We start from the raw sequence: 25,602 nt of genomic DNA, 5'->3' as shown, positions 1-25,602 counted from the left end.
GCATTCAAGCAAGATACGTCATTTCTTCAATTGACTTCCGGCTAAAGCCTTGCAAAGGGAATTAGACGCTTTACGTTCGCGTTTGGATATCCTGGATTTGGCCCGGGAGTACCTGAGGGATTTACGCCGGTCCGGGAAATCATGGGCTGCGTTGTGTCCTTTTCACGAGGAGAAAACGCCGTCTTTTCATCTTGATCCGGACCGTGGTCTTTTCTATTGTTTCGGATGCCATAAGGGGGGAGACACGATCGGACTCTATATGGAATTGGAACGGCTTGAGTTCAAGGATGCGATCGAAGCGTTATGCGAGCGCTTCGGGCTGCCGCGCCCGAATTGGGGTATCCAAGGAGCCAAAGCGTCCGGCGAGGAAAAAACCAAAGCCGCCGTTAAGAAAGCCCTGAGTCTGGCGGCCACGCTTTATGCCGAGGCCCTGCAATTGCGCGAAGACCCGCAGGCCGAAGAAGCGAGGCAGTATTGCCTGCACCGGCGCCAAATGGATAAGAACATCATGCAGGGCTATCGCATGGGTTATGCGCCCAGGATGAGCAACTGGCTCTATACGGCGATGGTGAGCAAACACGGGATCGACCCCAGGATTCTGGAGAAAGCCGGTTTGGCCTTAGTTTCATCCAGAGACGGGCGCTACCTCGATTTTTTTCGGGGCCGGATCGTTTTCCCGGTGCTCGATCTTTCGGGCCATGTCTGCGGGTTCGGCGGCCGGATCATCCCCTCGGAAATGGGCTTGGGCCGCGACAGCGAAGGGCCCAAGTATCTGAATTCGCCGGACACGTTATTGTTTAAAAAGAGCGATACTTTGTACGGTCTGGCCCAGCATAAATCGTATATCCGCGAGAAGGACAAGGCTTATGTTGTGGAAGGGTATTTTGATGTTTTGGGCCTGGCCCAGGGAGGCCTGCCGTTGGCGGTCAGCCCCATGGGGGGCAATTTAACCGCCAGCCACGCCCGCACGCTCAAGCGTTTTGCCCGCAATGCGGTGCTTTTATTTGACCCGGATACCGCCGGGATTGCAGGCGCCATACGGGCCGGGCGGATTTTATTGGCCGTCGGGGTGACGATCAAGCTGATGCGGCTTCCGTCCGGGCTGGACCCGGATGAGTTCATGTTGAAGTACGGACGCGCGACATTCGAGGAGCTTGAAGCCCGGGAGGCGAAGAGTTTGTTGGATTTTGAGATCGAGAGCCGCTTAGCCGGCAGGTCCGTGGCTCGTTTGGGTTTGGACGAGCGCCAGGCCTTGGCCAAAGAGATGATGCCTACGCTGTCCGCGATCACCGGGGAAATCGAGCGCCGGGAGTCGGTGGTGAGCCTGGCTCAAGCCCTGCGCTTAAGCGAAGTGGGTTTGGAGCGGGAGCTTTTTAAAAATATGAATCAAGCCCAAGGCGCATCCTCGGCCGCGTCGCGGCCGGCCGGCTCCGCATCGCCGGCCGTCGGCAGCCCTCGAGCGCGTGTTAATCCGGCCGCGTCCTTTCTCTCCCTTGAGGAAGAGCTCTTGGGCATGGCTGTGGTGGATAAGCAAAGCGTCCGGGACGCCTTGGCCCAAGCGGGCATCAAAGCCGCTGATTTCGTCGAACCCAGAATCGCGCAGTACGTTTTAGGAGAAACGCAGGCTCAAGCCGTATTGTTGCCCGATCCGCGATGGCAAGAGATGATCAGCAGAGCCGCCTTGAGCCAGCCCGATCACCTGTCGACGGATGATTTGAAAAAACGCGTCACGGGCTTCGTTCAGGAAATGCGCCAGCGCGTCTTGACGCGGGAGTTGCGGGAGTTGCGCGAAGTCATCCGTCGCGCCCGCGCTAAGGGCTCGGCCGTGGAGCCGGAGATGCTTAAACGTTTTCAGGAAATTTCAAAACAAATGAAGGGATTCGTTCGCGAATCTTAAAGGAGAGTTCTTAAACCATGATGGAAATGGACACCAGCACGACGCTTAAAGACTTGATTGAAATCGGCAAGGAGCACGGGTACCTCACATTCGAGGAAATCCAAAAATCGCTTTTCGGCACGGTCAGCGCCGAGGACATGGATAATTTTCTTGAAACCCTGGAAGATTTGGGCATTCAGGTCATCGACCGGGACCAGGTGCGCCGTTTCCACGGCAGAAGCCGTGAGGAATTAGGAGCGGCCAGCGCCCAGGCCCAGGCCGAGGTTAAAGGGCCGGAAACGCTCAACTCCATCCGCATGTACCTGTCGGAGATGGGGCGCGTGCCTTTGCTGACCAGGGAAGAAGAGGTCAGTTTGGCCAGAAACGTTTACGAGCGCACGCGGGCCCTGCGCCTGTTGGTTCTTGAGTCGCCGATTACCTTCCGCGAGATCGAAAATTGGGAGTCATTGATCGAGCAGGAGGAGATGACGCCCAAAGAACTCATGCCCCGCGGCCGCCGCACGGAGGGCGAACTGACCCGTATGCGCCATAAAATCCGCTCGACCGTAGGGTTTTTAAAGCGCATGACGGAAAAAATGGACAAGGTCAGGAAGGAGCTTGATAAGACGGCGACCGAGCGCAAGAGAAACAGCTTGAAGCTCAAGATCTACAACCTCAAAAAATCCGTCGTCGACCGTATCATCGATTTGAACCTCAATCAGGAAAAAATTAAGCGCGTGACGAATAAAATCAAAACTTTGGCCCAGAGGGTCCAGGAGTGCGAGGTTGAGCTCTCCCGCTATGAGCAGAACTTGAAAATCCCTTACAGGGATTTTCTGGACGGTTACGCGGCTTATGAAAAAGGCCGGTTATCGCCCAGGGACTTCCAGCAGAAGACCTCGTTTACAGTCACCGCAGCCGAGAGCCTGGTGTCCAATATGCGTCAGGTTTTCGAACGCAAAACCAGGATTGTCGCGGGTTTGCCGGTGAGCCGAGAGGAACTGCTGAGCCTGTCGAGAAAAATCACCGATCTTGAGGAAAAAATCCTTGAGGATAAATTAAAGCTGATCCGGGCTAATTTGCGTTTGGTGGTTTCCATCGCTAAAAAACACATGGGCGTTTCGAGCTTGGAGTTGTCCGATCTGATTCAAGAAGGCAGCTTGGGCTTGATCCGGGCGGTTGAAAAATTCGAATACAAGAAAGGCTTCAAATTTTCGACCTATGCCACCTGGTGGATTCGTCAATCCATCAATCGCGCCATCGCGGACCAGGCCCGCACCATCCGCATCCCGGTGCATATGAAAGAGCTGATTTCCAAGCTCTCCAAGGTCCAGAGAAAATACCGCCAGCAAATGGGCCGGGACCCCTTGATCGATGAATACGGGAAGGCCCTTCACATTTCAACGGACAAGGTGCGCGCCGCGCTTAAAATCATCCCGGAACCCTTGTCCTTGGCCATGCCGATCGGCGACGACAATTCCAGGCTTGAGGATTTCGTCGAGGACAGGGACAGCTTGGTGCCCATGCATTCCGCCGTCGGCTTCTTGAAGCGCCGGGAAATCGAGAAGGTTTTGGAAACCCTCTCCCCGAGGGAAGCCAAAATCATCCGCCTGCGCTTCGGCCTGGAGTCGGGGTACCCGCGCACGCTGGAAGAAGTCGGCCGCATGTTTAAGGTCACCCGTGAGCGCGTGCGCCAAATCGAGGCCAAGGCCATCCGAAAGCTGCGGCATCCTTCGCGCAGCAAACTCTTGAAAGACTATATCGAACAGTAACCGGAGGCCCCATGAGCAGCAAAGTTGTTGAGCCGCGGAGCGCCGCTTCAACAGGCGGTCCGATCAACGAATACGTCGGGACGAATTTCGGGCGATTCTTGGATGAGTTGATCGCCTGGCTTAAAATCCCCAGCATTTCCGCCTTATCCCAGCATAAAGGCGATGTGCTGCAATCCGTTGATTTTGCGGACGGGCTTTTAAAGGAGATGGGCTTTCGGACCGAGGTTTGGCCGACCAAGGGCCACCCTTCGCTTTTTGCCGAGAAAATGACGGATGATTCCAAGCCCACGGTTTTGATTTACGGGCATTTGGACGTTCAACCGGTTGATCCGCTTAAGTTGTGGAAAAAGCCGCCGTTTGAGCCCTGGCAGGAAGGCGACCGGTTGTACGGCCGGGGCACGGCCGACGACAAGGGCCAGACCATGATGCATATCAAAGCCTGCCAGGCGATTTTAAACACAAGGGGCCGGCTGCCCGTCAACGTCAAATTCATCATTGAGGGTGAGGAGGAAATCGGCAGTCCGAATTTCGAGACTTTGGTCAATGAGCATCGCGAGCAATTAAGCAACGACGCAGTGGTGATCAGCGATACGGCCATGGTCGGGGAAAATTGCCCGACGATTTCTTATGCGACGCGCGGCTTGGTTTATTTCGACCTGATCGTCCAAGGCCCTCAAATCGATCTTCATTCGGGCGGCTTCGGCGGCGCGGTCGCCAATCCGGCGTTGGCCTTGGCCAAGATTCTCTCGGCCATGACGGATGCCAAAGGCCGGGTAACCATCCCCGGTTTTTACAACAACGTGGCGAAATTAAGCAAAGAGGAGCAGCGTTGGTTCAAAAGAGCCCGTTTCATGGCCAAAGAGCTTGAGGCGGCGGCGGGCGTGCCGTTGACCGGCGGAGAGAAGGGCCTTGATCCGATCACGCGCGTCTGGGCGCGGCCCACGTTTGAGGTGCATGGCTTGGTCGGTGGATTTTTAAATGAAGAAGGATCGAAGACCATTATTCCGTCTTCGGCCAGGGCCAAGGTGTCCATGCGCCTCGTTCCCAAACAAAACCCGGATCAAGTCGCCAAAAGCTTCGAGCGTTATGTCGCCAAATTGGCGCCCAAAGGGCTTCGCGTCACGGTCCGGCGCCTTGAGGGCGGGGGGCCGGCTTTTCTTGAAAATGTCAACAGCCCGGCCATGGAAGCGGCCCGCAAGGCTCTCCATGAAGTGTTCGGCGTCGAACCTTATTGGGAGCGCTGCGGCGGCTCGATTTTCGCGCCCGATCTCTTTAAAAAGGCTTTCCCAAAGACCCCGGTCATTATGCTCGGCTTCGGGCTTCCCGGAGAGAACGCGCATGCGCCCAATGAATGGCTGGATTTGAAGAATTTCAAGCGCGGGATTCTGACCGCGGCCCGTTTCTACGAGCTATTGGGCCGAGCGAATCGTAACTAACGCCACCCCTTCATTATTGGGTCCTAAGTCCTATTTTTTCCTAGGTCTTTTAGGCCATCTAAAAGGCCCCATAGTCCCTCGCTAGTTTTTGGGAGTCGTCTTATCCTATAAGCATTAGCCTTAAAGAGGAGATTGTGATAATGAACAAATCAGAGTCTTTTTTTGCAGATAAAACGCAGGTTTTTGTTTTAGCGGTTTTATCCATGTTGGCATTTGCGCCCCAAGCTCAGGCGGACGGATGTTGCCCCGATGGGTATATCGAGGGAACCGGATCATGCACGCCTCGTGATGCCGATGACGGCCTACGCTGTTGCTGCCGGCTGGACCCGCGCCGGGCTTTTAGGGAAGATACACCGTCGAATCGTACGGCCGCGGCTCCGGTCGCGACCCCTGTTTCTGCGCAGAACGAAGCCGGCCGAAGAGAAACATTGAATTCCGTTATCACATTCGCCGGAGCGGCCAAGGCTTCTTTGGCCAACATCCGCTCCTCCATGCAAGGCCTTGTCCGCGTTGAAGAGCATACGACGCGCGGCCGCGACCCGATTTATTATTACTTTCAGTATCCGGCGCTGAGCGCGGATGAAACCCGCACGCGTTTGGTCTTGATTGACACAGGTTTCAATCAATATGCCGCTCATGTGAAAGTTGCGGCTCGCTTGCTTGAGGCTTATGCGGCGAGCGGAAGCTCCCTGCCCGGCTCCGTCAGCGCCGCTGTTTTGGCGGGCGGGGTTAATACGCTTGAAGCCGGTTACTCGACTCTTAATGTGGCGTCGGTCGCCGGCAACAGCGCCTCCAGCGCCGAGTCCATCGTCACCTTGGTCACCGGGCATCCTTGCGGCCGCACCATCGTGCCTGTGCCGTGGTTCTCCGGCAACGCCGCCAGCGTGGCTGCGATGATGGCTTCGGATGAGTTCCAAAACATCGAGCGTCAAATCAATTACCTGGCCGATAATGATTTAGCGGCTAAATTAGCCCGGGCCCGCGATGCGGCCAGCCGTCCCGCTGTTCCTGAACGCCTGCGTCCGATCGATCGCAGATAATTTTTTTAGATATTAACGCAGCCGGGTCGTGCAGTAGTCCGCAAAAATCGGCAATTGGGCTTTGATTTTCGGCAGCGCCTCTTCGGCAGCGGCTTCGCCCAGCGGGATCAGCTCCGCCCCCTTATCGAAATCCGTCCAATTGTAATTGGGGGTTTTGGGGTGGATCGTGACATGGGCGCTTTCCGTGTTACCGGTCGCGATTTGATGGCTCATGGTCAGAATCATCCTGAAGAAAATATCCAGAATGCCCAGGTTTTCTTCGGCCTTTCCTTCCTCTTTCCCCAACAGCCCGATGGAAAAACGCCGTTCCGCAGGGGAATTGGTCAGGCGCGCGGCGATGATCATGTCCGCGCCCATTTGGACCAAGGTGGAAGCAGGCACCGGGTTGACCAACCCGCCGTCGACCAATAGACGTTTGCCCATGCGGTTGGGTTTAAATACCACCGGCATGGCGATGCTCGACCGGACAGCGTCTAAAACCCGTCCTTCCCGGATGGCCACTTCTTCTCCTGTGCCGATGTCCGTGGCGATGGCGGCGAAGGGCAGCTCAAGATCGTTGAAATCAAGATCATCGAAGAGGCTGCGCAGGAAGCGTTGCAGTTTCAATCCGCCCATGAAGCCGCCCCGGCTGGGCCAGTCAATGTCCCAAAAAACGATTTCTCTCAACCAGTTTTTGTTGATCGAGAGCGCAATTTGCACCATTTCCTCGACGCTCATGCCCCTGGCGTACATGGCGCCCACCAAAGCGCCGATGGACGTGCCCGCGATCAAGTCCGGGTAAATGCGCTCTCTCTCTAAGACGCGCAGCATGCCGATCAGGGTGTGACCCAGGGCGCCGCCGGAGCCCAAGGCCAGGCCGATTTTAACGTCCGCGATGACGCGCGCCATGCGCTCCACATCCCTTAAGGTTCTGGTGCCCATCAGCGCTTCAAACGGGTTCTTGTTCTGATCGAAGGCGCGGTCGATGGCCCGCGCCCAGCCGATGCGGATATGTTCGAGCTTGACGAACGAGGAGCGGCCGTCGGGAACAAGGGTGATGTCCTGGAAAACAACATTGCCGCCGGCTTGTTTGATCAGGTCCGCGATTTTGGGTTTAAGTTCGGGATCGGGTTTCATATCGATGTCGTTTAAAAACAGAATTTGATCCACTTCTTCAAAAACCAGCTTCAAGCTGTCCCATTGCAGAGGCGTGGCGATCAGGATGGAAAAATCATAAGTGGCGCGCAGCCAATTTAAAGCCACGAAAGCCTTGTCTTTGTCCCTGGGCGATGAAAAAATTGAGCTGGGCACCGTAAATAAGTCGAGGCCCGAGGCATGGGTTTTTCGGGTTTTTCTTAAGAGTTCCTGCAGCGAAAGCGCTCCGGGGGACTCGATGCCGGCCATGATATCGCCCAAGCCCGCGAAATCGGTGAGGGAAGATTTATTTTCCAGGCAAAGCTCGATCAAGGCCACGCGCCGGCGCGTTTGTTCCAGCAAATTGACGGCCAGGTTCAAGCCGAATAAAATTCCCTGGGCTTCGCTGGTGAGCCTCAACAGCAGGACGAGCTTGGGCTCGGTGATGCGGCGTTTGGCCAGCTCCTTCAAGCTTGATTCCGTGGTTTGAGCCAGGCGCCTGGATAGAATGCGCGATAAGTAAATGCCGATAGCGGGGTTGCCGGTTAACAACTCTTCGAAGTCTTTTTTTTCCAGGACGAAAAATTCGCTGGTCGATTCCAGACGGGTGTTGACGGTTCGCGGCTCTCCCGTCAACAGCGACATTTCGCCGAACACCTCGCCGCGGCCTAAAACAGCAAGGATAACTTCTTGGTTGTTGGAGGGCCCCGGCGCGGTCAGGGCCACGTGCCCGCTGGAGATGACGAACAGTTTTTCGCCTACATCGCCTTTTTTATACAGGGTCATTCCTCGATGATGAGTTTCGCGTTTGAAGCGGGCGGCTATTTGCTGCAACTCAGCGGGGGGAAAATCCCGGAACAAAACGCTCTCGGCTAAGAGCGATAAGATGTCCTGGTCAATATCCGGCATGAACGCGTTCTCCCGAGTCCATTTAATACCGTAACACACGTTGATGGCTCGCGCCACAATAAAATCGATGCTCCCCGCTTTCCACAAACCCCTCTCCTAGAGAAGGGGTTGTTTCTGTGTTAGAATCCAAATGTCGTGAAAGACCCTGGGCCGCGAAGGGCGGTGACCGAACAATCGATGAAAACAGCGTCCATTCGCTTGACCCGGGAAGTTGCGGGAGGCCTGAGAGTAGACGCCTCGCGTCTGAGTCCGAGTCGTAACGCCGAATCCGACCTCTGTCAAACTCAACGAGTAGCCGTCCCTAGCCTACCCCTAAAGCAAGGAGAATAAGAAACAAATGGGTAAACGTCTGTTCATAGGAAACTTGTCGCCTGAGACAAAGGACGAGGACCTGCAGAAGGCCTTTGCCGATTGCGGCAAGGTGCTCTCTGTCCAAGTCATTAAAAGCAAATTCGATCCGTCGCAGTCGCGCGGGTTCGGGTTTGTGGAAATGGAGAGCGAAACCGACGCCAAGAACGCCGTGTCTAAAATGAACGGTGCGGAGATCAACGGCCGGAAAATCGCCGTTGAGGAAGCCAAGCCTTTAAATCGCGACAGCCGGCCCGGTGGCGGCGGCGGTGGCGGTGGCAGCGGGCGCCCTTGGGGCGGCGACCGATCGGGTGGAGGACGACGGGACTCGAACCGACGCTGGTAAGAACAACCGGTTTCGAGTTTGAAACCCCCCGCCGTTAGGCGGGGGGTTTCGTTTTGCCGACGCTCGACGGCAGGTTGGTATAATGAAAACTCCATCGAGGCCGATGAAAATGACCATCCTGCGTTTGATTGCCGCTCTCTTGGCGCTTATTTTTTCGCATTGTTTAGTCCATGCCCAAGAGTCGCGTCCGCTGAAAATTTTGACCTTCAACGCCGGCGGGGTGCCGTTCGTTTCACCGTTGTCCAACCGCAAGAAGCGTTTTGAGGATATCGCCCGGCGGCTGAACAAGTCCGATTACGATCTTGTCTTTCTTCAAGAAGTTTGGATGAAGCGCGATTTGAAAATTTTTACGGAGCAGTCGGGTTACCCTTACGCGGCTCATGTCAACAGCAGCATGCTCTTCGGTAACGGTTTGGTCGTTTTATCCCGGTTCCCCGTTCTTGAGACGCGCGTTTATACGTTTACGGCCGCGGAGCCGTTTCATGATTTTCTGGACGGCGATTTCTGGGCGGCGAAAGGCGTTCTGGCCGCGCGTTTGGACGTGGGGGGCCGCGCGTTGGACGTGTACAACACGCACTTGGTGGCCAACACTTCCGGGCGCGAGCATATCGCGTTAAGGCATACCCAGCTTTACGATTTGGCCGGGGCCGTGGCTGATTTTTCCAAGGGGCGGCCTTTTGTGCTGGCCGGAGATTTCAATTTTCCGCCGGTTTATGACGGTCATAAAATCCTGACCCGCTTGCTCGGCGCTTGGGACGTTTGCGACGGCAACGGGCCGGGCGCCTGTTCCGGAACCGACGTGGACGGGCGGCTGGATTACATTTTCCTTTCGCGGCATTTCGCCGAAGAAGCTATTTTGGCCCAGGACACGGATTTTCGTTGGGAGCGTTCCTACCCTCATTTCAAATATTCGGATCATCAGGGTTTTACCGCGACGTTGAATCCCTCGGCGATTAACTTCGGCGCGCTGCCGGCGGCCGTTGACACGGACCGGCGCTGGGCCGTGGCCCAGGTCAGGAACAGCATCTTGGTCCACATCAGGGACATCGCCCGGCGCTACCACGAACGGCTTTGGATCCCCCTCTATAATTTTGGCTACGCCATTTTTATGTCCGCGCGTGTGGTGAATTTCATCAACCTGGAGCGCGAAATGAGCATGGTTTTGCAGAAAAAAGATTTGGTTTACGTCCCCGCTTACAGGATGAAGGGGATGAGAAGCCGGGTTCTTTGGCGGTAAGCCGGAAATTCATTTTTGAACGCCTCAGCCAGCAAACGTTCCTCGTTTGAGATCCTCAATAGCACGGCCGGCAGATAACACGCCGCTAAAAAGCAGCCCATCAAACTTCCGAACGCCAGAGGAAAACCCGATAAAAACAGCAACAGCCCGGTGTAAAACGGATGGCGTACGAACCGGTAAGGTCCGCTTTGAATAAGCCGATGCCCTTGCTGAACGGTGATTTTAGGGCTGAACCATCGGCCCAGGGTATTAATTGACCATAACATGATGCCGACGCCGCCGGCCTCCAGCGTCAGGCCAAGTATCGCAGCCCAAGGCGTGGACACGATCCAAAATCCGTAGGTTTCATGGTGCCTGGCCATGCGTCCTGACATCAGCAGCATCATGGGGAAGACGACAAGATTGGCCAAAAAAAACAGCAGTTGCCAGAGGGCCTGGCGGCCTTTGGGGTTTAACTGCATGCGAGAAAGTCCGAAGCCGAATAGAAAGACGAAAAAACCAAGGGAGGCCAGAAGCCGCAGCGGATCGCTCCAGAGTCCGGCCGCTTGATCCCAGCCCCATCCGGACTCAAGAGCAAAAAAACAAAAGGCCGCGGCAGCGGCGGTCAGGGCGATTCGTGTCGGGTCCACCGGCTATATTCTAAACTAATTTGAATTAAGGGTCCGTTAAGGAATTAATGATCAATTTGCCAGGGCGATTTTGGAGCGAGGCAAGGCGCCGCGAGGCGCGGCGTGCCCACAGGGCACGTAAGCCTCGCGGCAACGCAGCCGCAGCCCAAAAGCGCCCTGGCCCTTCGGGGAGGCCCATCTTCGCACCGACTGCGTCGTTGTTCCTCCTCAACGTACCGCAAGGGTACGCCATCGTCGTCGCGCCTAGCATTCGGCGCAAATCTGGGCCTCCAAATTGATCATTAATTCCTTAACGGACCCTAAGGGCTGTCAAGACAGCCCCCTACTATGAAAACCAAGGCTGCCGCAGCGCCCGTTATTCGCGCTCCTCATGGGACGGCGCTTTCCTGCAAAGGCTGGGCGCAGGAAGCCGCCTTAAGGATGCTGATGAATAATCTCGATCCTGATGTGGCTGAACGGCCCGATGATTTGGTGGTTTACGGCGGGCGCGGCCGCGCCGCCCGCAATTGGCCGGCGTTTCATGCCATTGCCCGATCCTTGCGGGAGTTGGAGTCCGATGAAACCCTGCTCGTGCAATCCGGAAAACCGGTCGGTGTTTTTCGGACATTCCCCTGGGCGCCGCGCGTGCTCATCGCCAATTCTAATTTGGTCGGGCATTGGGCGAATTGGGAGGAATTCGACCGCTTGGAGCGCATGGGCCTGATGATGTACGGGCAGATGACGGCCGGGTCCTGGATTTATATCGGCACTCAGGGCATTCTTCAGGGAACCTATGAAACATTCGCGGCTTGCGGCCGCAAGCATTTCAAAGGCTCTTTGGCGGGGCGCTGGGTGTTGACCGGCGGCTTGGGCGGCATGGGCGGGGCTCAGCCGTTGGCCGTGACCATGAACGGCGGCTGCGTTCTGGCTGTTGAGGCCGACGAAAGCAGGATCAAGCGCCGTTTAGAGACCGGGTATCTCGATGAGATGGAGACGGATTTGGACAAAGCCTTGGTGAGGATTCGGCGAGCTACCGAGAAAGGCGAGGCCATTTCCATCGGCCTTTTGGGCAATGCGGCCGATGTGCTGCCGGAAATCCACAGGCGCGGCGTTGTTCCCGATGTCGTTACGGATCAAACCTCAGCCCATGATCCGGTCAACGGCTATATCCCGGCCGGACTAAGCGTTGAAGAAGCCGCCTGGTTGAGAGCGCAAAACCCCAAGGAATATTTGAGCCGCGCCATGGATTCCATCGCCGCGCATGTGCGCGCCATGTTGGATTTCGGACGTTCGGGCGCCCAGGTATTCGACTACGGCAATAATATCCGGACCATGGCCTTTAAAGCCGGGGTCAAAAACGCCTATGATTTTCCGGGTTTTGTCCCGGCTTACATACGTCCGCTTTTTTGTGAAGGCAAGGGTCCGTTCCGTTGGGCGGCTCTTTCCGGGAACCCGGCGGATATCGCGCGCACGGATCAATTGGCCCTTGAACTGTTCCCGGAAAATGAAGGGCTGGCGCGCTGGATTCGCATGGCTTCGGCCAAGGTCAAATTTCAGGGCTTGCCGGCCAGGATTTGCTGGCTGGGTTACGGTGAACGCGCCCGATTCGGGATGCGTTTAAACGATTTGGTCAAAAAAGGCGAGATTAAAGCGCCCATTGTGATCGGTCGGGATCATTTGGATTCCGGGTCCGTGGCCAGCCCTTTCCGCGAAACCGAGGGCATGAAAGACGGCTCAGATGCTGTTGCGGATTGGCCTATTTTAAACGCTTTGTTGAATACGGCCAGCGGCGCTACTTGGGTCAGTTTTCACCATGGTGGAGGGGTCGGCATGGGCTATTCGCTTCATGCCGGCCAAGTCGTGGTGGCTGACGGCACAAAGGAAATGGGGTTGCGCTTGGAAAGAGTGTTAACCAATGATCCCGGCATTGGCGTGGCCCGGCATGTGGATGCTGGTTACGATGAGGCTCGCCGTTTTTCTGTTAAAAATTCAATAAAAATACCTACGGTTAAGTAAAGATTAGTTATCCACAGGTTATCAACATGTTGTTAAACCCATGAACGCCACAGCCCTAGTCACCGGAGCCAACGGCTTTGTTGGCAGCGTTTTGTGCCGGTTCCTTGTCGGCCAGGGATTCAATGTGCGGGCTTTGATCCGTCGTTCGTCAAATCGTTCCCTACTTGATGGCTTGAGTCTTGATTGGGCTTACGGCGATGTTACGGATGCCGTATCCGTTAAAACGGCCGCTGAAGGCTGTGATTATGTGTTCCATCTGGCCGGCGTCATTTTGCCATCGAAGGAAGAGGAGTTTCGGCGGGTCAATGTCGGCGGCACTCAAAACGTGATTCAGGCGGCCGGGCCCTCGGTCAAGCGCGTGGTTCTGGTTTCCAGCCTGGCCGCGGCCGGGCCCTCGGTCAACGGAAGTTTTGTCGATGAAACCATGGCGCCCAGGCCTATTTCCGTCTACGGCCAAAGCAAGCTTGAGGCCGAAGCCTTAGCCCTTGAATCCAAAGTTCCGGTGACCGTGATCCGGCCTCCGGTTGTGTTCGGCCCCGGGGATCAGGCGACGCTGCCGATTTTTTTATGGGCCAGCAAGGGATGGGCTTTTCGCTTGGCCGGCCAACCCATGCTGGCCAGCGTTGTTTACGTCGAAGATTTGGCACGGGCTATCGTTGCGGCAATCCAACATGATCGCTCCGTGGGCCAAACATACTTTGTGTCTTATCCGGAAAGCATTGAAATGGGGCGTTTGATGGAGAAAATCGCGCATTTGGCCGGACACAACCGCGTTCGGACCGTCGCTATCCCACGGTTGTTGTTGCGTTGCGCGGCTTTTGCCGGCGAGTGGGGCGGGCGTGCGTTGGGACGCCGTCCGATGTTCACCAGAGATAAGGCCCGCGAATTTTTGGCCGGCTCCTGGGTTTGTTCCAGCGCCAAACTGGTCCAAGAGATCGGCTTTGTCGATTACACTCCCCTTGAAACCGCTTGCCGCCGGACATTGTCCTGGTATCAGGAGAAGGGATGGCTTTAACCCTGGGCAAGCGCAAGCCCAATAGCGCCGCCTGGGCGTTCATCGTGATCAATTGCCTTGTGTATTACTTGGCGAGCCGGCCTGATGCGATTGATTCAGTCGCCGGCCGGTGGCTGGTGACGCCCGAATCGTTATGCCTGGCCCGCCCTTTCACGCAGTGGGCGCTGGCTGTTATTTTATTGTTGATTGTTCCGCTGTTATCGTCTGTCGCCCTGGATGCAGGAGAGCCCATTCGGCTCCGAACAGGCCTGTCCCTGCCTCGTTGGGACCTGCGCACGATTGCGCTTTGCGCCGGAGGCGTGATGGTGATGGCCGCCAGCGCTTGGTGGGCGTCGCGCCGGGGCGATTTTCAATCAGAGTATCCTCTCTGTCCCTGGGCTTGGTCGGATTTAAGCGCAGGCATTCCCTATTATCTGGGGTATCTGGGCTATTATTTGGCTTGGGAGTTTTTTTTCAGGGGGTATATCCAGCTTCGGATGGCTGATCGATCGGGGATGGCCGCGGCCATGGCCGCTCAGGTGTTGTTATCCACGCTTCTTCATTGGGGCAAGCCTTGGCCTGAATTTTGGGGCGCGCTGCCAGGGGGCGTTTTTTACGGCTATTTGGCGCTGGCGACCAAAAGCGTTTGGCCGTCTTTCTTCCTTCATGCCCAACTCGGATTTTTGACCGATTATTTCTGCGTCAATCAATGAATAAGGTTTTGGTCACCGGCGCCACGGGTTTCATCGGACATCATCTTGTCCGGGCCTTGAAGGAGCGCGGCGATTCGGTCAGCGCTATTATTCAACCGGGCGTGGACGCCGGGTTCGTTAAACCCTATTGCGACCGGATGGCCGTTCATGATTTGCGCCAACCCAGCGGTCTTGAGTTTGTGAGCGGAGGCTACGATTGTGTTTTTCATCTGGCCGCGTTCCTGAGGGATTGGGGCCCTTACCGGGATTTTGAAGAACCAAATGTGTCGGCGACCCGACATCTGGCCGAGGCTTGCCGCGCTGGCGGCTGCGGCCGCTTTCTTTTGTTGGGGAGTTTGTCGGTTCATCGCTTCAAAGACCGCGTTCATGCCGACGGTCTGGAAACTCCGGATAATTTCGCGTTTGGCTATACTCGAAGCAAGCTTGAGGCCGAGCGTGTATTGACCAACGGTGATTTTGGGCGATTGTCGTGGACGATTATAAGGCCGGGTTTCTGGGTGTTCGGCCCGGGGGACGTCAAAAGCACGGCGCCGATCTGCCGGGCGGTCCGCTCGGGACGAATTTTTTTCGTGCGCGGCGCCCGCAAGCTGGTGGCCACATCCTATGTCGGCAATCTAGTCGACGCCGTTTGCCTGGCTGCCTCGGCCCCGCAAGCCGCAGGGAAAACGCTGGTCGCCACTGATGATAATCAAGTTTCCTGGATGGATATTTTTGAGGAGTTGGGACGCATCATGAATTCGTCAGTTCATATCCGCAGCGTGCCTTATCCGTTGGCCTATGCCGCGGGCTGGGCCAATGAATGGATTCACCGCGCGATCCCGGCCGTTCCTTTGGGCGTGACGCGTTACAGGGTTGAGGTCGCGGCTCATGACTGCCATTGGGCAACCAGCCCTTTGCTTCATGAGTTGGGTTATCAGCCAAAAGTCGCATGGCAGCAGGCTCTTGAAGAAAGCGCGCGGTGGTTTTTAGGGGACGCATGCTGCTGATCATCAACGCGGCGCAGATTGTGACCATGTCCGGGCCGATTGGGCCCAGGCGCGGCAAAGCCATGGGGGAAATCGGTTGCTTAGGCAAGGACCATGCTGTTTTAATGAACGGCGAAAAAATCGAGGCTGTGGGTCCTTATGCCCAAGTGCGTAAAAAAACCGAAGGCCGCCAGGTTCAGGAACTCGATGCCGCCGGGCGGGTGATGATGCCCGGGTTCGTTGACAGCCACAGCCATGCGGTGTTCGCCGCTTCCAGGCTCAAGGATTTCGAGATGCGTGCGCAGGGAGCCGGCTATGAGCAAATCGCGGCCCAGGGCGGCGGCATTAAGCGTTCCGTGGAGGATTTACGGGCGGCGCCGGAAAAGAACCTGGAGGTTCATCTGGAACGCTGGGCGCGCCGCGCCTTGAGTTACGGCATCACCACCATGGAGATCAAATCAGGCTACGGGCTTGAGCTTGAAGCCGAGCGTAAGATGCTTTCTGTAATGGCCTCGGTAAAGACTCCGCTGGAAATCATCCCCACGTTTTTGGGCGCCCACGCGCTTGCCAAAGAGTACGAAGCCGATCGCGAGGGTTATATCGATTATCTTTGCGAGCGCATGATTCCCGAACTTAGCGGGCTCGCCAAGTTTTGTGATATTTTTTGCGATGAGGGTTATTTCAACAGGGACGAAGCGCGCCGGATTTTGCTTCGCGCTCAGGAATTGGGCTACGGGCTTAAGCTTCATGCCGAGCAGCTTCATCATACCGGCGGCGCTTACCTGGGCTATAAACTGGGCGCAGTTTCAGTAGATCATTTGGATTGCATAACAGACGGCGATATGAAGTTTTTGGCCGGATCGGACACCATGGCCACGCTATGCCCGGGTTCCAATTTCTTTTTGGCGACCAAGCGCTATCCGCCGGCGCGCAAAATGATCGACAAGGGTTTGGCTGTGGCCTTGGCTACTGATTTCAACCCGGGCACATCGCCCACCGTGAACATGAGTTTTATTCTGTCGTTGGCCGTCAATCAAATGAAACTTAAACCCGAGGAAGCTTTGGTCGCCGCCACCATCAACGGGGCTCATGCCCTGGCTCTGGGACGCAAATTGGGCAGCCTCGAAGCCGGCAAACAAGCCGATCTTATTGTATTGGATGTTTCGGATTACCGGGAAATCCCCTATTATTTCGCCGTCAATATGGTTTGCGGCGTCGTTAAGAAGGGCCATGTCGTTTTTTGGAATGGGTAGGGTCCCTAAGCGCAAACTTTTGGTTTTTGACTTGGACGGCACTTTGCTCGTCACCGGCGGCGCGGGCAAAAGGGCCATTGAAGACCTTTTTTTAAAGCAATACGGGCTTGCCGGCGCCCTGGAGGGGATTGAAGGGCGGGGGAAAACGGACCCGGCCATTTTTCTTGAAGTTTTTGAACGAAAAATGAAACGTCATCCGCGACCCGGGGAGTTGCGGCATTTGACGCGGATTTTCCCTTCGTTCCTTAAACCTCGGGTGCGCGCCAGCCGTGGTTATCGCATGATCGACGGCATCAAGGATTTTTTGCGCATGCTTTCGCGTTTGCCGGGGGTTTATTTGGCCCTGGGCACGGGTAATTTGGAAAAAGGCGCGCGCATTAAATTGAGTCGCTCAAAGTTGAACCGCTTTTTTCCCGTCGGCGGATTTTCGACCGATTCCATCAAACGGCCCGAGCTTCTGCGCAAAGGGGTGGCTAAGGCCATGCGTCATTACCGGCGCCGCTTCCGCAAACACGAGGTGTTTATCATCGGCGACACTCGGCGCGATATTGCCGCGGCCCGCGCCTGCGGCTACCGAAGCGTGGCCGTGGCCACGGGTCCTGTTTCCGGCAGCGAACTACGGGCGGCTAAGCCCGACTTTTACTTTAATGATTATGCGAGTCCGCAGCGATGGATTAAGCGTTTAAAGTTGGTATGAAGCTTGTTCAATGCGTTCCTAATTTCAGCGAGGGCCGCGATCCCGCCAAAGTCCAGGCTATCGTGGCCGCCATCCGCGAAGCCGGAGTCGTGTTGATGGATATTGAGATGGATAAAGACCATCACCGCTCCGTAGTGACCTTCGTGGGCGCCCCTGATGCGGTTGCGGAAGGAGCTTTCCGAGGCGCCAAAAAAGCCGTGGAGCTGATTGATATGCGCCGGCATAAAGGCGAGCATCCCAGAATGGGCGCTACGGATGTCATTCCCTTTACGCCCCTCTTTGGCGTCGATCTCAAGGAATGCGTTGCGTTGTCGCAAAAATTGGGAGAACGGTTGGCCAAGGAGCTTGATATCCCCGTGTTTTTGTACGGCTTTTCAGCGACCAGGCCTGAACGGGAGAATTTGGCCAATGTGAGGAAGGGAGAGTTCGAGGGGCTATCCGAGGCTCTGGGCAAAGATTCAAGCCGCAATCCGGATTTTGGGCAGCCTAAGATTCATCCTACGGCCGGGGCCACGGCCGTAGGCGCGCGCGAGCAGATTATTAATTTCAACGTCAATCTGGCGACCGGGGATATGAATTTGGCCAAGGAAATAACCAAGAAAATTCGAACATCTTCCGGCGGCTTACCTTATCTGCGCGCCAAGGAAATTGAGCTGTCCGATCCGGGCAAAGTTCAGGTGTCCACGGTGCTGACCAATTACCCGGTCACGGGCTTAAGCGCGGTATACCGGCAGGTGGATTCCTTGGCCCGCGCCGCGGGCGCAGCGATCGCTGAAACCGAGTTGATCGGGCTTGTGCCGGCTGCGGCCTTGGAACACTTCGCGATTGAGGAACTTCGGGTGAAAGGATTCGATCCCGCGAAGCAGGTTTTAGAAAGCAAGCTTCTTGAGCTTTTGGCCGGAGAGACGAATTCTTCCTCGGCAAGCGGGAGTTCTTGGGAATCCGGGTTAGGGGCTATTTGCGATGCGCTGGCCGCGCCCCTTCCCGTGCCCGGCGGCGGTTCAGCTTCGGCTGCGGCATCGGCCATGGGCGCGTCCTTGGCTATGAAGGTTTTTCAAATCCGGTTGAAAAAATCATTGAAAACAGGCGAGAACGGACGCGGTGAAGCGAAGATTAAGGAACTGATCACGCGGGTATCTCATTGGGCCCAGCAATTGCGCCGTCTGGCCGTCGATGATGCGGTCAGCTATCAAGCCGTCGCCGATGCTTATCGTTTGCCGAAAACCGATCCCAAGCGCGGTGAAGCGATCCAGGAGGCCTTGAAAAAGGCGGCGGAAACACCTCTGACGACGCTCAGAACAACGGTTGAGTGCGCCATGATCTTGGCCGGCGAGAAAGAATTGGTTCCCGGGAGCATGGCCAGCGATTATCAAGTCGGGCTCGGCTTGCTTGCCGCCGGCGGCCGCGGCGCGAAGGAAAACGTTTTGATTAATTTGCCGTTGATCGAAGATGAAGCCTACAAAAATCGCCTTTCAGCTCAAGCTGAAGCCCTTGAAGCGAGCTTGAAAGAGAGATTGGGTTAATCAGCGGCGTTTTTATTCGGCGGAACAGGGTTCGTCTTGACCGAAATTTTCGATCTGGTTAACCTTGCTTTTGAATGTTTCCAGATTGGTTTGCAGACGCCCACCCTCGGTGTTTAACGCCCGTTCCGCTCTGGCCTGAGCCCGAGTATTATTGTTGGCTGCGGCTTCGTGAACATCTTGTAGATGTTTAGCCATTTTTTTGTCGTTTTTTTGAATTTTCCGGAAGGCGCCATATAAGCCGTCAAAGAATTCTTGCGTCGCGCAGAAATGTTGAGGCGAAGCAATCAGAGTTTCAAATTTGGCGATGATTTCATTGCAAAGACGTTCTACCTCAGTACTGTAATCGCGAAAAAGTATGTGTTCATGCGTGCAAATCCCGCGCAAGGACATGGGATCGTAAACCCCTCGTTCGTCCGGACCCATTCCTTCTAAAAAATTTCTCAGGGTTTCGTGATCCGGTGGATCGGCATGAGTGATCGTGCCTGTGAGCATTAATCCGATGATCAGAGCAAGCGCGGTATTTTTTTTCATGCTCAACCTCCTATCGCGTGCTAATAAAGCCTACCCTGAATAGGGAATCGTGTCAACGAGGCGTTTTATCGCGGATGGGGTCCGGATTTTTGTTGGCGCTTGCGCATGCCCCGACGTTGAGGGCCGGGGCCGTTTCGATCCCCGCCTTTGAGCTGCTGGCGGCGTTCGCGTCTTAATTCTTTGACTTTTTGCCTGATGGCCCGGCGGCGCTCATGCGGCATGGACCGCCATTTGGCGCGTAATTGCGCGTGGCGCTTTCTCATAAAAGCCATGCGTTTTTTCATGGCTTTAAAGCGCCTAATCGCCCGTGGTTTTGGGGGAGCCCCTTTGCGGATGAAATCGAGTTCTTGACCGGCTTTGACCTTGACCGCAGGGGACCCTTCCAAATTATTCAGCGTGGCCTCCACTTCACCCTCAAAAACGCCCAATCCTCCCACGTCATCCTCGCCGGAGGCGTCCGCCGCGAACTCAGTCCCCCGAACGGCCAACGTGGAGGCGGGCAGGAGAACGTTCATATTGCGTTTTTTTTCCGCTATTTTTTCTTCGATTTTAGAGAGGATGCGCCCGGTAAAAAGCCTGAACTTCGTCCAGGCGAGATTGCTTGAGGTGACTTCAAATTCCGTATCCGGGGAAAGCTCCACGGTATTTTCCTGGTCGATTTGTATGGTGGCTTCGGAAGGCTCGGAGCCGGTTTTAATGCCCTCGCCTTCTTCCAAGGGGAGTTCTTCGAAATTTTTGGTATCCACCACTTCCCACTCGCCGCCGGAGGGCTTCACCCATACCGATCCCTTGGCTTCGACCAAGCGGATATCCCGCTTATTGTTTTCGGCGTGAAGCGGCAGAAAAGCGGCCAGAAGGATCGAAGCCAACACAACGTTCATCGGTTATTTAACTTTAACCCGCCTGGCTTTTTTCTGCAAGTGGCGAAAACGATTGTGCTCTTGGAGGGTTTTAAAGAACACATGGCTGCCGTCGCCCTTGGCCACGAAATACATGTATTCGGTCGGCGCCGGATCAAATACCGCGGCGATGGAATCTTGGCCCGGATTGCCGATGGGTCCCGGCGGCAAGCCTCGGTATTTGTAGGTGTTGTAAGGCGAGTCGATTTGAAGATCTTTGTACAAGACGCGATCCTTCCAGCCGCCTAAAGCGTATTGCACCGTGGGATCGGCTTCAAGCTTCCAGCCTTGTCTTAAGCGGTTCATGAACACGCCGGCAATCAGCGGTTTTTCTTGGGATAAGTTTGTTTCCATCTCGATAATCGAAGCCAGCGTCACCACGTTTTTTTTGGTGAATTTAGGCGGCAGCGATTTGCCGTCAAAATTCTCTTTCCAAACTCGTTCAAATTGTTGGTTCATTTGCTCGATGATTGTTTCAGGCGCGGAATAAGGCTCAAAAAAATAGGTGGAGGGATAAAGAAATCCTTCCAGCGTTTGTTTTTGGACCAAGCGGACGAATCCGTCCGTATTGATGATGGATTGAGCCTTCAGGCGATCAGCGATCTGCTCGGCGCGCCAGCCTTCGGGAATCGTGACTTTGACGGTGAAGGTTTCCCCTTTGAGAAGTTTTTTGGCTAAGACCGGCCAAGCTTCCCCCCGTCTCAACAGATAGGTTCCACGCTTGAAGCGTTTGTCCCAGCCGAAGACTTTGCTCGCCAAACGAAACGCTCTGGGGTGTCTGAGGATCCCTTGCGCTTGAAAGACGCTGATGATGTCTTTTGCTGTTTTGTGCTCGGGCGAGATCCTGACTAAGACGCTTTCGGAGGAGCGCGGGATCAGCGGCAATTCCCAGCTTAAGAAAACCGCGGCGAAAATACCGAGGAATAAAGCGAGAGCCTTTTTATTCATGGCCAAGATTAAATTGTTCCAGAGTTTTATAAATCGGGGACGGTTTAGCCAGCAGGCTTTCCATCAACGCAATTTGCAAGACCGGCCAGGATCCCAGCGCAGGCATGGGTCGCTCGACATAGCCGCGTATTTTGGATACGGCGGATGAAAGGACCTTGGCGCGGCTGGGTTCGCGGGGATCGCGCATGCGCGCCAGGGTCAAATGCGGATCAGGGTCTTTGCTGTCGAACAAAAAACCGCCTGCTTGAAGCTCATGATGCAAGCCGCGGGCCAGATGGCGAAGCTCTTGAGCTCCTTTTGATATGCCGATCCAAAGCACGCGCGGGGCGCGGGTATTCGGGAAAACGCCCAAGTTGCCGAACTCGGCGCTGAATGATTTGCCGGTTTTAGCCGCTTGCTGAGCCACGTTTTTGAGTTCGGCTAATTTTGTTTCAGGCGTTTCTCCTAAAAAAACCAACGTGATATGGAAATTCTCAGGGGGCACCCATTTGGCGTCTAAATTTTCGCAGCCGGCCTTGATTTCGTCGGCCAAGGCCGCCGCTTTCCGGCGGATTTCTTCGGATGGATGAACGGCAAAAAATAACCTCATGAGGATTGACCGGCGGCGTCTGAGACAGGAATGCCGATTGTTTCAAGCCGGGCCATGGTGATGTCCAAATGGCTGCCGGGCCAGAATATTTTGCGGCATTTGAAGCATCCATGGAATTCGTCGTGATGCAGCAGAACCTTGGGCGGTATTTTTTTAGGATCGATTTTAGCTTTTGGAATTTTTTTGAGCGGGATATTGCACCCGCTGCAGCGGGAAAAAACAGCCTTCCGGGCGACGGGGCCCAGATCGAGCGTTTTCCAGACCGTATTCAATTGGTCCCACCAATGCTGATCGCGCAGGATCACGGTTCGATAGGCATGGGCATGGGCCAGTTTCGTTTCTCTGGTGAGGAGGATGCGGCGCTCCAAGAAGCTTTTTTCCAGCATGCTTTTTCGTTGACTTTCCTGGACAAAGGCCGCGTCATAACCCAACAGGCGCAGCCAAGTGCACAGGCGTCCCAGCATGGTGTCGACCAGAAATTTGGGTTTGCGCATTGTTTCATTATCCTATTATCTCGTCGTGCTGTTGGGCGCGCATTTTTCCATCCGAAAGTCCTTGCTGCATGCGTTGCAAGAGGCCAGGGCTTTGGGTCTTGAGGCCGTTCAAATGTTCGCTTACCGCAGGCACGAGTTTTATTTTGAACCCGGCTTGAGCCGAGCGATCAGGAAACGGCTTGATGAAGAAATCAACAGTTGGAACAGCGCTCTGCTGGCGAGTCCAGTTAAAGAGGTCGTCGTGCATTCGCGCTCCGTGGCCGCTCTGGCCGCGGATAACGCCCAATTGCGCAAGCGTTCCTTTGACCGCCTTAAACAGGAGCTCGAGTTGGCCCGGATGCTTCGAGCGGCCTATTACGTTTTTCATTTGGGTCCTTATGGAGAACGCATGGATTTGCAGACCGGCTTGAGGCTGGTGCAAGAGGGTTTGTCCGGGATTCTGCAGGACACCCCGGCGCAAGGCCCCGCGATTATTCTTGAAAACGTGCCCGGCGGAGCCCGGCGCATGGGGGGAACGCTTGAAGAGCTCGCTTCCATGGTCGCGGCGCTTTCGCCGCATGGGCCGCGTTTCGGTCTGTGCTTGGACGTGGCTCATTGCTGGGGCGCCGGTTATTCGTTGAAAAACGCCGGCGAAGCCAGGAAATTTTTCGCCGATTTTTCCAAGCTGGTTCCTTCTTCGAAGCTGGCCATGATTCATTGGAATAATTCCAGTTTGCCGTTGGGCTGCCATCTGGATCAGCATGCGCATTTGGCTCAAGGCCATGTGCCGCCTGAGGTTTATCGCGTGATTTTAAAAGAATGGCCGGCCAAGGTCGGCATTCTGGAAACGCCTAAAGAGCCTCTTGGATCGGATCGAGTCAACGTTGATTTTTTAAGAAACCTTTAAAGGTTTCCCTAAAGGCCTATATTGTCCTAAGCCTTGCGGACCCTTATTTATTGCCCTAGAGGCTCTGCTCGCGTTCAAGCGCGTCTGTCACAATGAAACTATGCTTTTTACGGAGGTGGCAGGATGAATAAGGTTTTGTTGGGCGCGTTCGCGGGCATTGTGTTGATTTTTGGTTTGGGACCTTCAGATGCCCAGGATTCTCCGCAGGTTGAAGTGGTTGAGCCCGCGGCCGGAGCCGAAGAATTTATCCGGATTGAAGCGCGCGGTGATTTCCAGCGGGTCATTGACCCGGCGACTCTCCCCCAACGGTCCCGCCTTCGTCTTAGAGCGCGGACAGGCCGTAGCGCCCAGCGCACGGTCCGTGTCGCCACCAATAAGCGCGCTGGATCAAAGATCAGGCTTGAGCGCACTCCTCCCGGCGTCAATACGCGCCGCAGCCGCCAAGGAACGAGCAAAGGCGGACGTCTTCGCCGTCTTCATGAGCGCAGGTCAGGGCGATGAGAAAAATTTCAACCTTTGCGCGGTTATTCATCGCTTTTTGTTTGATCGCGAATTCCTTTCCGGTTCAGGCGCAAAATCACCAAACCGAAGAAAGCCGTCAGGTTTTTGACGGCGGACAAAGATCAGGGACCGCAAACACAGTCAGGCTCACGCCGCGTAATTACCTGCGTCCGGATTCCGCCGACCGGAGTTCAAACGCCTCGATTCTTGCGCCCATTGGTTTGGGTATTGCAGGCGCGGCCGGGCTTCGCGCGTTAGCGCGCAGCGGACGATCGAGGGCGGCCGGCCGTTTGGCTCCCTTGGCCTTGGGACTGGGTGCGGCAGCGGCGGTTGTCGGCGCTACAGGCTGCGGTCCCGGCGAACCCGAACCCGGCTGCGACGGCGAGGTTGATATCCGCAACGAAACGCGCCTGGAAACTTTCGCCGTCTATGTAGATGGAGACTTTGCCGGCTATATCGAGCCCGGCCGGACCCAAGGCTTTCTCATCCTCAGCGGCAACCGGCATATTGCCGTTTATGAAAGCTATAGCGGCGATTTGTTGTATGGCATTAATATTACGTTGCTCTGCGGCGATCTTGTGGCTTGGAGCGTGACTGATCCCTATGAATCGGAATTAAACGTTAATAACGAAACAGGCGGTTATGTTTCCGTGAGCGTGGACGGGGACTATTACGATTCCGTGGGGCCCGGTTATTGGGCCTTACCTGTGCGCGAAGGCGATCGCCTCTTGAGGCTTTCCGATTACGAGGACGGGGAGCTCTTCTACAATTCCGTCGATTCGTTCGAGAGCGGATTCGCCTATGAGTACACGGTGTACGATCCGATTTGCGGGGAATTGGACGTTTATAACGGAACGGGCGAGGATGTCTCGGTCGTCATGGACGGTTATTCATTCGGCTATCAGCCCTGGGGCGATATTTGGGGTTATTCAATGAACGATGATTATCATCTCGTCCAGGCCATCGGCCGTTACTCGGGCTATGTTTATTTCGACCAGACGGACTATTACGGCTGCGGGACGTATTACCTGGACCTTTATTAAAAGGGGAACATTTTTCGTACGTTGGTTTCAACGATAAAGAGGGCCGAGTCCGGCTTGGGCTCAAGCGTGGAAAACATCTCCGCGCCGAAAAGGGCTTGGTTGAGGTAGGGGATATAGCTGGTGATTTCAGCCTCTGAGGCCCTGAAATTGACCGTATTGCGATAGAGGAAATTTCCTTTTTTGCTTTCCATCTGCCGCCAGTAATCAACGAGTTTGTTGTAATCCGCGGCCAAGTGGGAGCCCCTCGGATCGGGAGGATAGATAAACATGCTGCCGGCTAGCGGACAAAAATAACGCTCCGGGTTTCCGCTTCTTTTTTTAATCAGTTTCACCCGGCAAAGCGCATCAAGGGCTTTTCGAGATTCATTTTGGGGGATCCCCAAGAGACGGGCCACTTCCTGTTCGCCCCAGTCTTTTTGATCATTCGTAAAAACTTTCCATGTCCAGTAGTTGGCGAAATTTTCCTTGATGACGGCGGCTTGCCGGGGGTTTAAGTGGCGACGGCGCCCCTCGCGCGCTTTGTCGATGGCCGCGGCCATGGGCAGGCGGGCCGATGCTGCGGATGTTTGGGAAAGCAGGGGGGAAACAAAGTTTTTATAAGCCTCGGTTCCCAGCAAGGATTTGAAGTAGGCCAGGGTGTAATCACCAACGCGGCTTCTGCCGCTCGCCAAGCGCAGCATCCGGCCGATTTGAATGAACGTTTTTGGGCGAGGGAGCGATTGTCCGCGCTCCAAATAGAGATACTGGTTGTAGCGAAAACCGAACACCGGCGCGCCGCCGTTTTTATGGAAGAACGCATACGCGCTTTGGTACCCCGCTTCCCGGCGCAAGTGTTTTAGGGCCGTTCCGAAGTCGTGCGTCATGC

The 25,602-nt window shown here is 55.4% G+C and carries 24 protein-coding genes; 16 read left to right on the top strand and 8 right to left on the bottom strand.

Annotated features, from left to right (window positions below; translation table 11 throughout):
• The first annotated feature begins 49 nt into the window (after positions 1–49).
• From dnaG to HYT79_09465, 4 genes are all read left to right on the top strand, one after another.
• Positions 50–1,897 (top strand): DNA primase, encoded by a 1,848-nt coding sequence (gene dnaG / locus HYT79_09480; GenBank protein ID MBI2070815.1) that lies wholly within the window; start codon positions 50–52, stop codon positions 1,895–1,897.
• Positions 1,898–1,914: 17 nt separating this feature from the next.
• Positions 1,915–3,648 carry a sigma-70 family RNA polymerase sigma factor gene (locus tag HYT79_09475; GenBank protein ID MBI2070814.1) on the top strand — a complete coding sequence of 578 codons (1,734 nt, stop codon included), beginning with the start codon at positions 1,915–1,917 and terminating at the stop codon, positions 3,646–3,648.
• Between the two features lie 11 nt (positions 3,649–3,659).
• Positions 3,660–5,084, top strand: coding sequence for a dipeptidase (locus tag HYT79_09470; GenBank protein ID MBI2070813.1), 1,425 nt, complete (start codon positions 3,660–3,662; stop codon positions 5,082–5,084).
• Between the two features lie 140 nt (positions 5,085–5,224).
• Complete coding sequence (locus HYT79_09465; protein MBI2070812.1) at positions 5,225–6,124, top strand: hypothetical protein; 900 nt, start codon at positions 5,225–5,227, stop codon at positions 6,122–6,124.
• Positions 6,125–6,136: 12 nt separating this feature from the next.
• Here the strand turns inward: HYT79_09465 and HYT79_09460 are convergent, their stop codons facing one another.
• Positions 6,137–8,146, bottom strand: a complete 2,010-nt coding sequence (locus HYT79_09460) for a patatin-like phospholipase family protein (protein MBI2070811.1) — start codon at positions 8,144–8,146, stop codon at positions 6,137–6,139.
• Between the two features lie 337 nt (positions 8,147–8,483).
• Between HYT79_09460 and HYT79_09455 the strand changes: the two genes are divergently transcribed.
• A complete protein-coding gene (locus HYT79_09455) occupies positions 8,484–8,840 on the top strand; it encodes an RNA-binding protein (protein ID MBI2070810.1) in 357 nt (118 codons plus the stop codon).
• Between the two features lie 103 nt (positions 8,841–8,943).
• On the top strand, positions 8,944–10,077 hold the full coding sequence (locus HYT79_09450) for an endonuclease/exonuclease/phosphatase family protein (protein MBI2070809.1): 1,134 nt from the start codon (positions 8,944–8,946) through the stop codon (positions 10,075–10,077).
• Here HYT79_09450 and HYT79_09445 read toward each other — a convergent pair.
• Complete coding sequence (locus HYT79_09445) at positions 10,035–10,706, bottom strand: isoprenylcysteine carboxylmethyltransferase family protein (GenBank protein MBI2070808.1); 672 nt, start codon at positions 10,704–10,706, stop codon at positions 10,035–10,037. The two genes, HYT79_09450 and HYT79_09445, sit on opposite strands and share 43 nt — an antisense overlap.
• 327 nt (positions 10,707–11,033) lie before the next feature.
• On the opposite strand from HYT79_09445, the gene hutU reads away from it, so the two are divergent.
• Genes hutU through ftcD form a run of 7 tightly spaced genes read left to right on the top strand, consistent with a single transcriptional unit; the run spans position 11,034 to position 18,846 of the window.
• On the top strand, positions 11,034–12,701 hold the full coding sequence (hutU, locus tag HYT79_09440; GenBank protein MBI2070807.1) for a urocanate hydratase: 1,668 nt from the start codon (positions 11,034–11,036) through the stop codon (positions 12,699–12,701).
• Between the two features lie 40 nt (positions 12,702–12,741).
• On the top strand, positions 12,742–13,716 hold the full coding sequence (locus HYT79_09435; protein MBI2070806.1) for an NAD-dependent epimerase/dehydratase family protein: 975 nt from the start codon (positions 12,742–12,744) through the stop codon (positions 13,714–13,716).
• Positions 13,707–14,408, top strand: a complete 702-nt coding sequence (locus HYT79_09430; protein ID MBI2070805.1) for a CPBP family intramembrane metalloprotease — start codon at positions 13,707–13,709, stop codon at positions 14,406–14,408. Before HYT79_09435 ends, HYT79_09430 begins: the two co-directional genes overlap by 10 nt.
• Entirely contained in the window at positions 14,405–15,394 is a 990-nt protein-coding gene (locus HYT79_09425; protein ID MBI2070804.1) for an NAD-dependent epimerase/dehydratase family protein, read from the top strand. Before HYT79_09430 ends, HYT79_09425 begins: the two co-directional genes overlap by 4 nt.
• Positions 15,385–16,626 carry an imidazolonepropionase gene (locus HYT79_09420; protein MBI2070803.1) on the top strand — a complete coding sequence of 414 codons (1,242 nt, stop codon included), beginning with the start codon at positions 15,385–15,387 and terminating at the stop codon, positions 16,624–16,626. Before HYT79_09425 ends, HYT79_09420 begins: the two co-directional genes overlap by 10 nt.
• The gene (locus HYT79_09415; protein MBI2070802.1) at positions 16,619–17,323 is read left to right on the top strand and encodes an HAD hydrolase-like protein; all 705 of its coding nucleotides are present in this window, start codon (positions 16,619–16,621) and stop codon (positions 17,321–17,323) included. The genes HYT79_09420 and HYT79_09415 overlap by 8 nt, the downstream gene beginning before the upstream one ends.
• Entirely contained in the window at positions 17,320–18,846 is a 1,527-nt protein-coding gene (ftcD, locus tag HYT79_09410) for a glutamate formimidoyltransferase (GenBank protein MBI2070801.1), read from the top strand. The genes HYT79_09415 and ftcD overlap by 4 nt, the downstream gene beginning before the upstream one ends.
• 12 nt (positions 18,847–18,858) lie before the next feature.
• Here the strand turns inward: ftcD and HYT79_09405 are convergent, their stop codons facing one another.
• From HYT79_09405 to HYT79_09385, 5 genes are all read right to left on the bottom strand, one after another.
• Positions 18,859–19,377, bottom strand: a complete 519-nt coding sequence (locus HYT79_09405; protein MBI2070800.1) for a hypothetical protein — start codon at positions 19,375–19,377, stop codon at positions 18,859–18,861.
• A gap of 65 nt (positions 19,378–19,442) precedes the next feature.
• Positions 19,443–20,258: a FecR domain-containing protein gene (locus HYT79_09400; GenBank protein ID MBI2070799.1), complete on the bottom strand. Its 816-nt coding sequence runs from the start codon at positions 20,256–20,258 to the stop codon at positions 19,443–19,445.
• 3 nt (positions 20,259–20,261) lie between these two features.
• Positions 20,262–21,224 carry an endolytic transglycosylase MltG gene (gene mltG, locus HYT79_09395; GenBank protein MBI2070798.1) on the bottom strand — a complete coding sequence of 321 codons (963 nt, stop codon included), beginning with the start codon at positions 21,222–21,224 and terminating at the stop codon, positions 20,262–20,264.
• On the bottom strand, positions 21,217–21,813 hold the full coding sequence (gene thpR, locus HYT79_09390) for an RNA 2',3'-cyclic phosphodiesterase (protein MBI2070797.1): 597 nt from the start codon (positions 21,811–21,813) through the stop codon (positions 21,217–21,219). Before thpR ends, mltG begins: the two co-directional genes overlap by 8 nt.
• The gene (locus HYT79_09385; protein ID MBI2070796.1) at positions 21,810–22,307 is read right to left on the bottom strand and encodes a hypothetical protein; all 498 of its coding nucleotides are present in this window, start codon (positions 22,305–22,307) and stop codon (positions 21,810–21,812) included. The genes thpR and HYT79_09385 overlap by 4 nt, the downstream gene beginning before the upstream one ends.
• On the opposite strand from HYT79_09385, the gene HYT79_09380 reads away from it, so the two are divergent.
• From HYT79_09380 to HYT79_09370, 3 genes are all read left to right on the top strand, one after another.
• On the top strand, positions 22,276–23,193 hold the full coding sequence (locus HYT79_09380) for a TIM barrel protein (GenBank protein ID MBI2070795.1): 918 nt from the start codon (positions 22,276–22,278) through the stop codon (positions 23,191–23,193). The genes HYT79_09385 and HYT79_09380 overlap by 32 nt on opposite strands.
• Positions 23,194–23,316: 123 nt before the next feature.
• Positions 23,317–23,694, top strand: coding sequence for a hypothetical protein (locus tag HYT79_09375; protein ID MBI2070794.1), 378 nt, complete (start codon positions 23,317–23,319; stop codon positions 23,692–23,694).
• Positions 23,691–24,737, top strand: a complete 1,047-nt coding sequence (locus HYT79_09370; protein MBI2070793.1) for a hypothetical protein — start codon at positions 23,691–23,693, stop codon at positions 24,735–24,737. The genes HYT79_09375 and HYT79_09370 overlap by 4 nt, the downstream gene beginning before the upstream one ends.
• Here the strand turns inward: HYT79_09370 and HYT79_09365 are convergent.
• On the bottom strand, positions 24,734–25,600 hold the full coding sequence (locus HYT79_09365; GenBank protein MBI2070792.1) for a hypothetical protein: 867 nt from the start codon (positions 25,598–25,600) through the stop codon (positions 24,734–24,736). The two genes, HYT79_09370 and HYT79_09365, sit on opposite strands and share 4 nt — an antisense overlap.
• Positions 25,601–25,602: the final 2 nt, after the last annotated feature.

The organism is Elusimicrobiota bacterium (assembly GCA_016180815.1).
In the GTDB taxonomy this organism is placed as follows: Bacteria; Elusimicrobiota; Elusimicrobia; order JACQPE01; family JACQPE01; genus JACPAN01.
The sequence above is the reverse complement of the archived record's forward strand: the minus strand, read 5'-3'. Positions and strand labels throughout refer to the sequence as shown.

What these genes read in the sequence shown, in the direction of transcription:
- HYT79_09475 (MBI2070814.1), top strand. Translation starts at nt 1,915, where the DNA reads ATGATGGAAATGGACACCAGCACGACGCTTAAAGACTTGATTGAAATC.
- HYT79_09470 (MBI2070813.1), top strand. Translation starts at nt 3,660, where the DNA reads ATGAGCAGCAAAGTTGTTGAGCCGCGGAGCGCCGCTTCAACAGGCGGT.
- HYT79_09465 (MBI2070812.1), top strand. Translation starts at nt 5,225, where the DNA reads ATGAACAAATCAGAGTCTTTTTTTGCAGATAAAACGCAGGTTTTTGTT.
- HYT79_09460 (MBI2070811.1), bottom strand. Translation starts at nt 8,146, where the DNA reads ATGCCGGATATTGACCAGGACATCTTATCGCTCTTAGCCGAGAGCGTT.
- HYT79_09455 (MBI2070810.1), top strand. Translation starts at nt 8,484, where the DNA reads ATGGGTAAACGTCTGTTCATAGGAAACTTGTCGCCTGAGACAAAGGAC.
- HYT79_09450 (MBI2070809.1), top strand. Translation starts at nt 8,944, where the DNA reads ATGAAAATGACCATCCTGCGTTTGATTGCCGCTCTCTTGGCGCTTATT.
- hutU (MBI2070807.1), top strand. Translation starts at nt 11,034, where the DNA reads ATGAAAACCAAGGCTGCCGCAGCGCCCGTTATTCGCGCTCCTCATGGG.
- HYT79_09435 (MBI2070806.1), top strand. Translation starts at nt 12,742, where the DNA reads ATGAACGCCACAGCCCTAGTCACCGGAGCCAACGGCTTTGTTGGCAGC.
- HYT79_09430 (MBI2070805.1), top strand. Translation starts at nt 13,707, where the DNA reads ATGGCTTTAACCCTGGGCAAGCGCAAGCCCAATAGCGCCGCCTGGGCG.
- HYT79_09425 (MBI2070804.1), top strand. Translation starts at nt 14,405, where the DNA reads ATGAATAAGGTTTTGGTCACCGGCGCCACGGGTTTCATCGGACATCAT.
- HYT79_09420 (MBI2070803.1), top strand. Translation starts at nt 15,385, where the DNA reads ATGCTGCTGATCATCAACGCGGCGCAGATTGTGACCATGTCCGGGCCG.
- HYT79_09415 (MBI2070802.1), top strand. Translation starts at nt 16,619, where the DNA reads ATGGGTAGGGTCCCTAAGCGCAAACTTTTGGTTTTTGACTTGGACGGC.
- ftcD (MBI2070801.1), top strand. Translation starts at nt 17,320, where the DNA reads ATGAAGCTTGTTCAATGCGTTCCTAATTTCAGCGAGGGCCGCGATCCC.
- HYT79_09405 (MBI2070800.1), bottom strand. Translation starts at nt 19,377, where the DNA reads ATGAAAAAAAATACCGCGCTTGCTCTGATCATCGGATTAATGCTCACA.
- HYT79_09400 (MBI2070799.1), bottom strand. Translation starts at nt 20,258, where the DNA reads ATGAACGTTGTGTTGGCTTCGATCCTTCTGGCCGCTTTTCTGCCGCTT.
- mltG (MBI2070798.1), bottom strand. Translation starts at nt 21,224, where the DNA reads ATGAATAAAAAGGCTCTCGCTTTATTCCTCGGTATTTTCGCCGCGGTT.
- thpR (MBI2070797.1), bottom strand. Translation starts at nt 21,813, where the DNA reads ATGAGGTTATTTTTTGCCGTTCATCCATCCGAAGAAATCCGCCGGAAA.
- HYT79_09380 (MBI2070795.1), top strand. Translation starts at nt 22,276, where the DNA reads ATGGTGTCGACCAGAAATTTGGGTTTGCGCATTGTTTCATTATCCTAT.
- HYT79_09385 (MBI2070796.1), bottom strand. Translation starts at nt 22,307, where the DNA reads ATGCGCAAACCCAAATTTCTGGTCGACACCATGCTGGGACGCCTGTGC.
- HYT79_09375 (MBI2070794.1), top strand. Translation starts at nt 23,317, where the DNA reads ATGAATAAGGTTTTGTTGGGCGCGTTCGCGGGCATTGTGTTGATTTTT.
- HYT79_09370 (MBI2070793.1), top strand. Translation starts at nt 23,691, where the DNA reads ATGAGAAAAATTTCAACCTTTGCGCGGTTATTCATCGCTTTTTGTTTG.
- HYT79_09365 (MBI2070792.1), bottom strand. Translation starts at nt 25,600, where the DNA reads ATGACGCACGACTTCGGAACGGCCCTAAAACACTTGCGCCGGGAAGCG.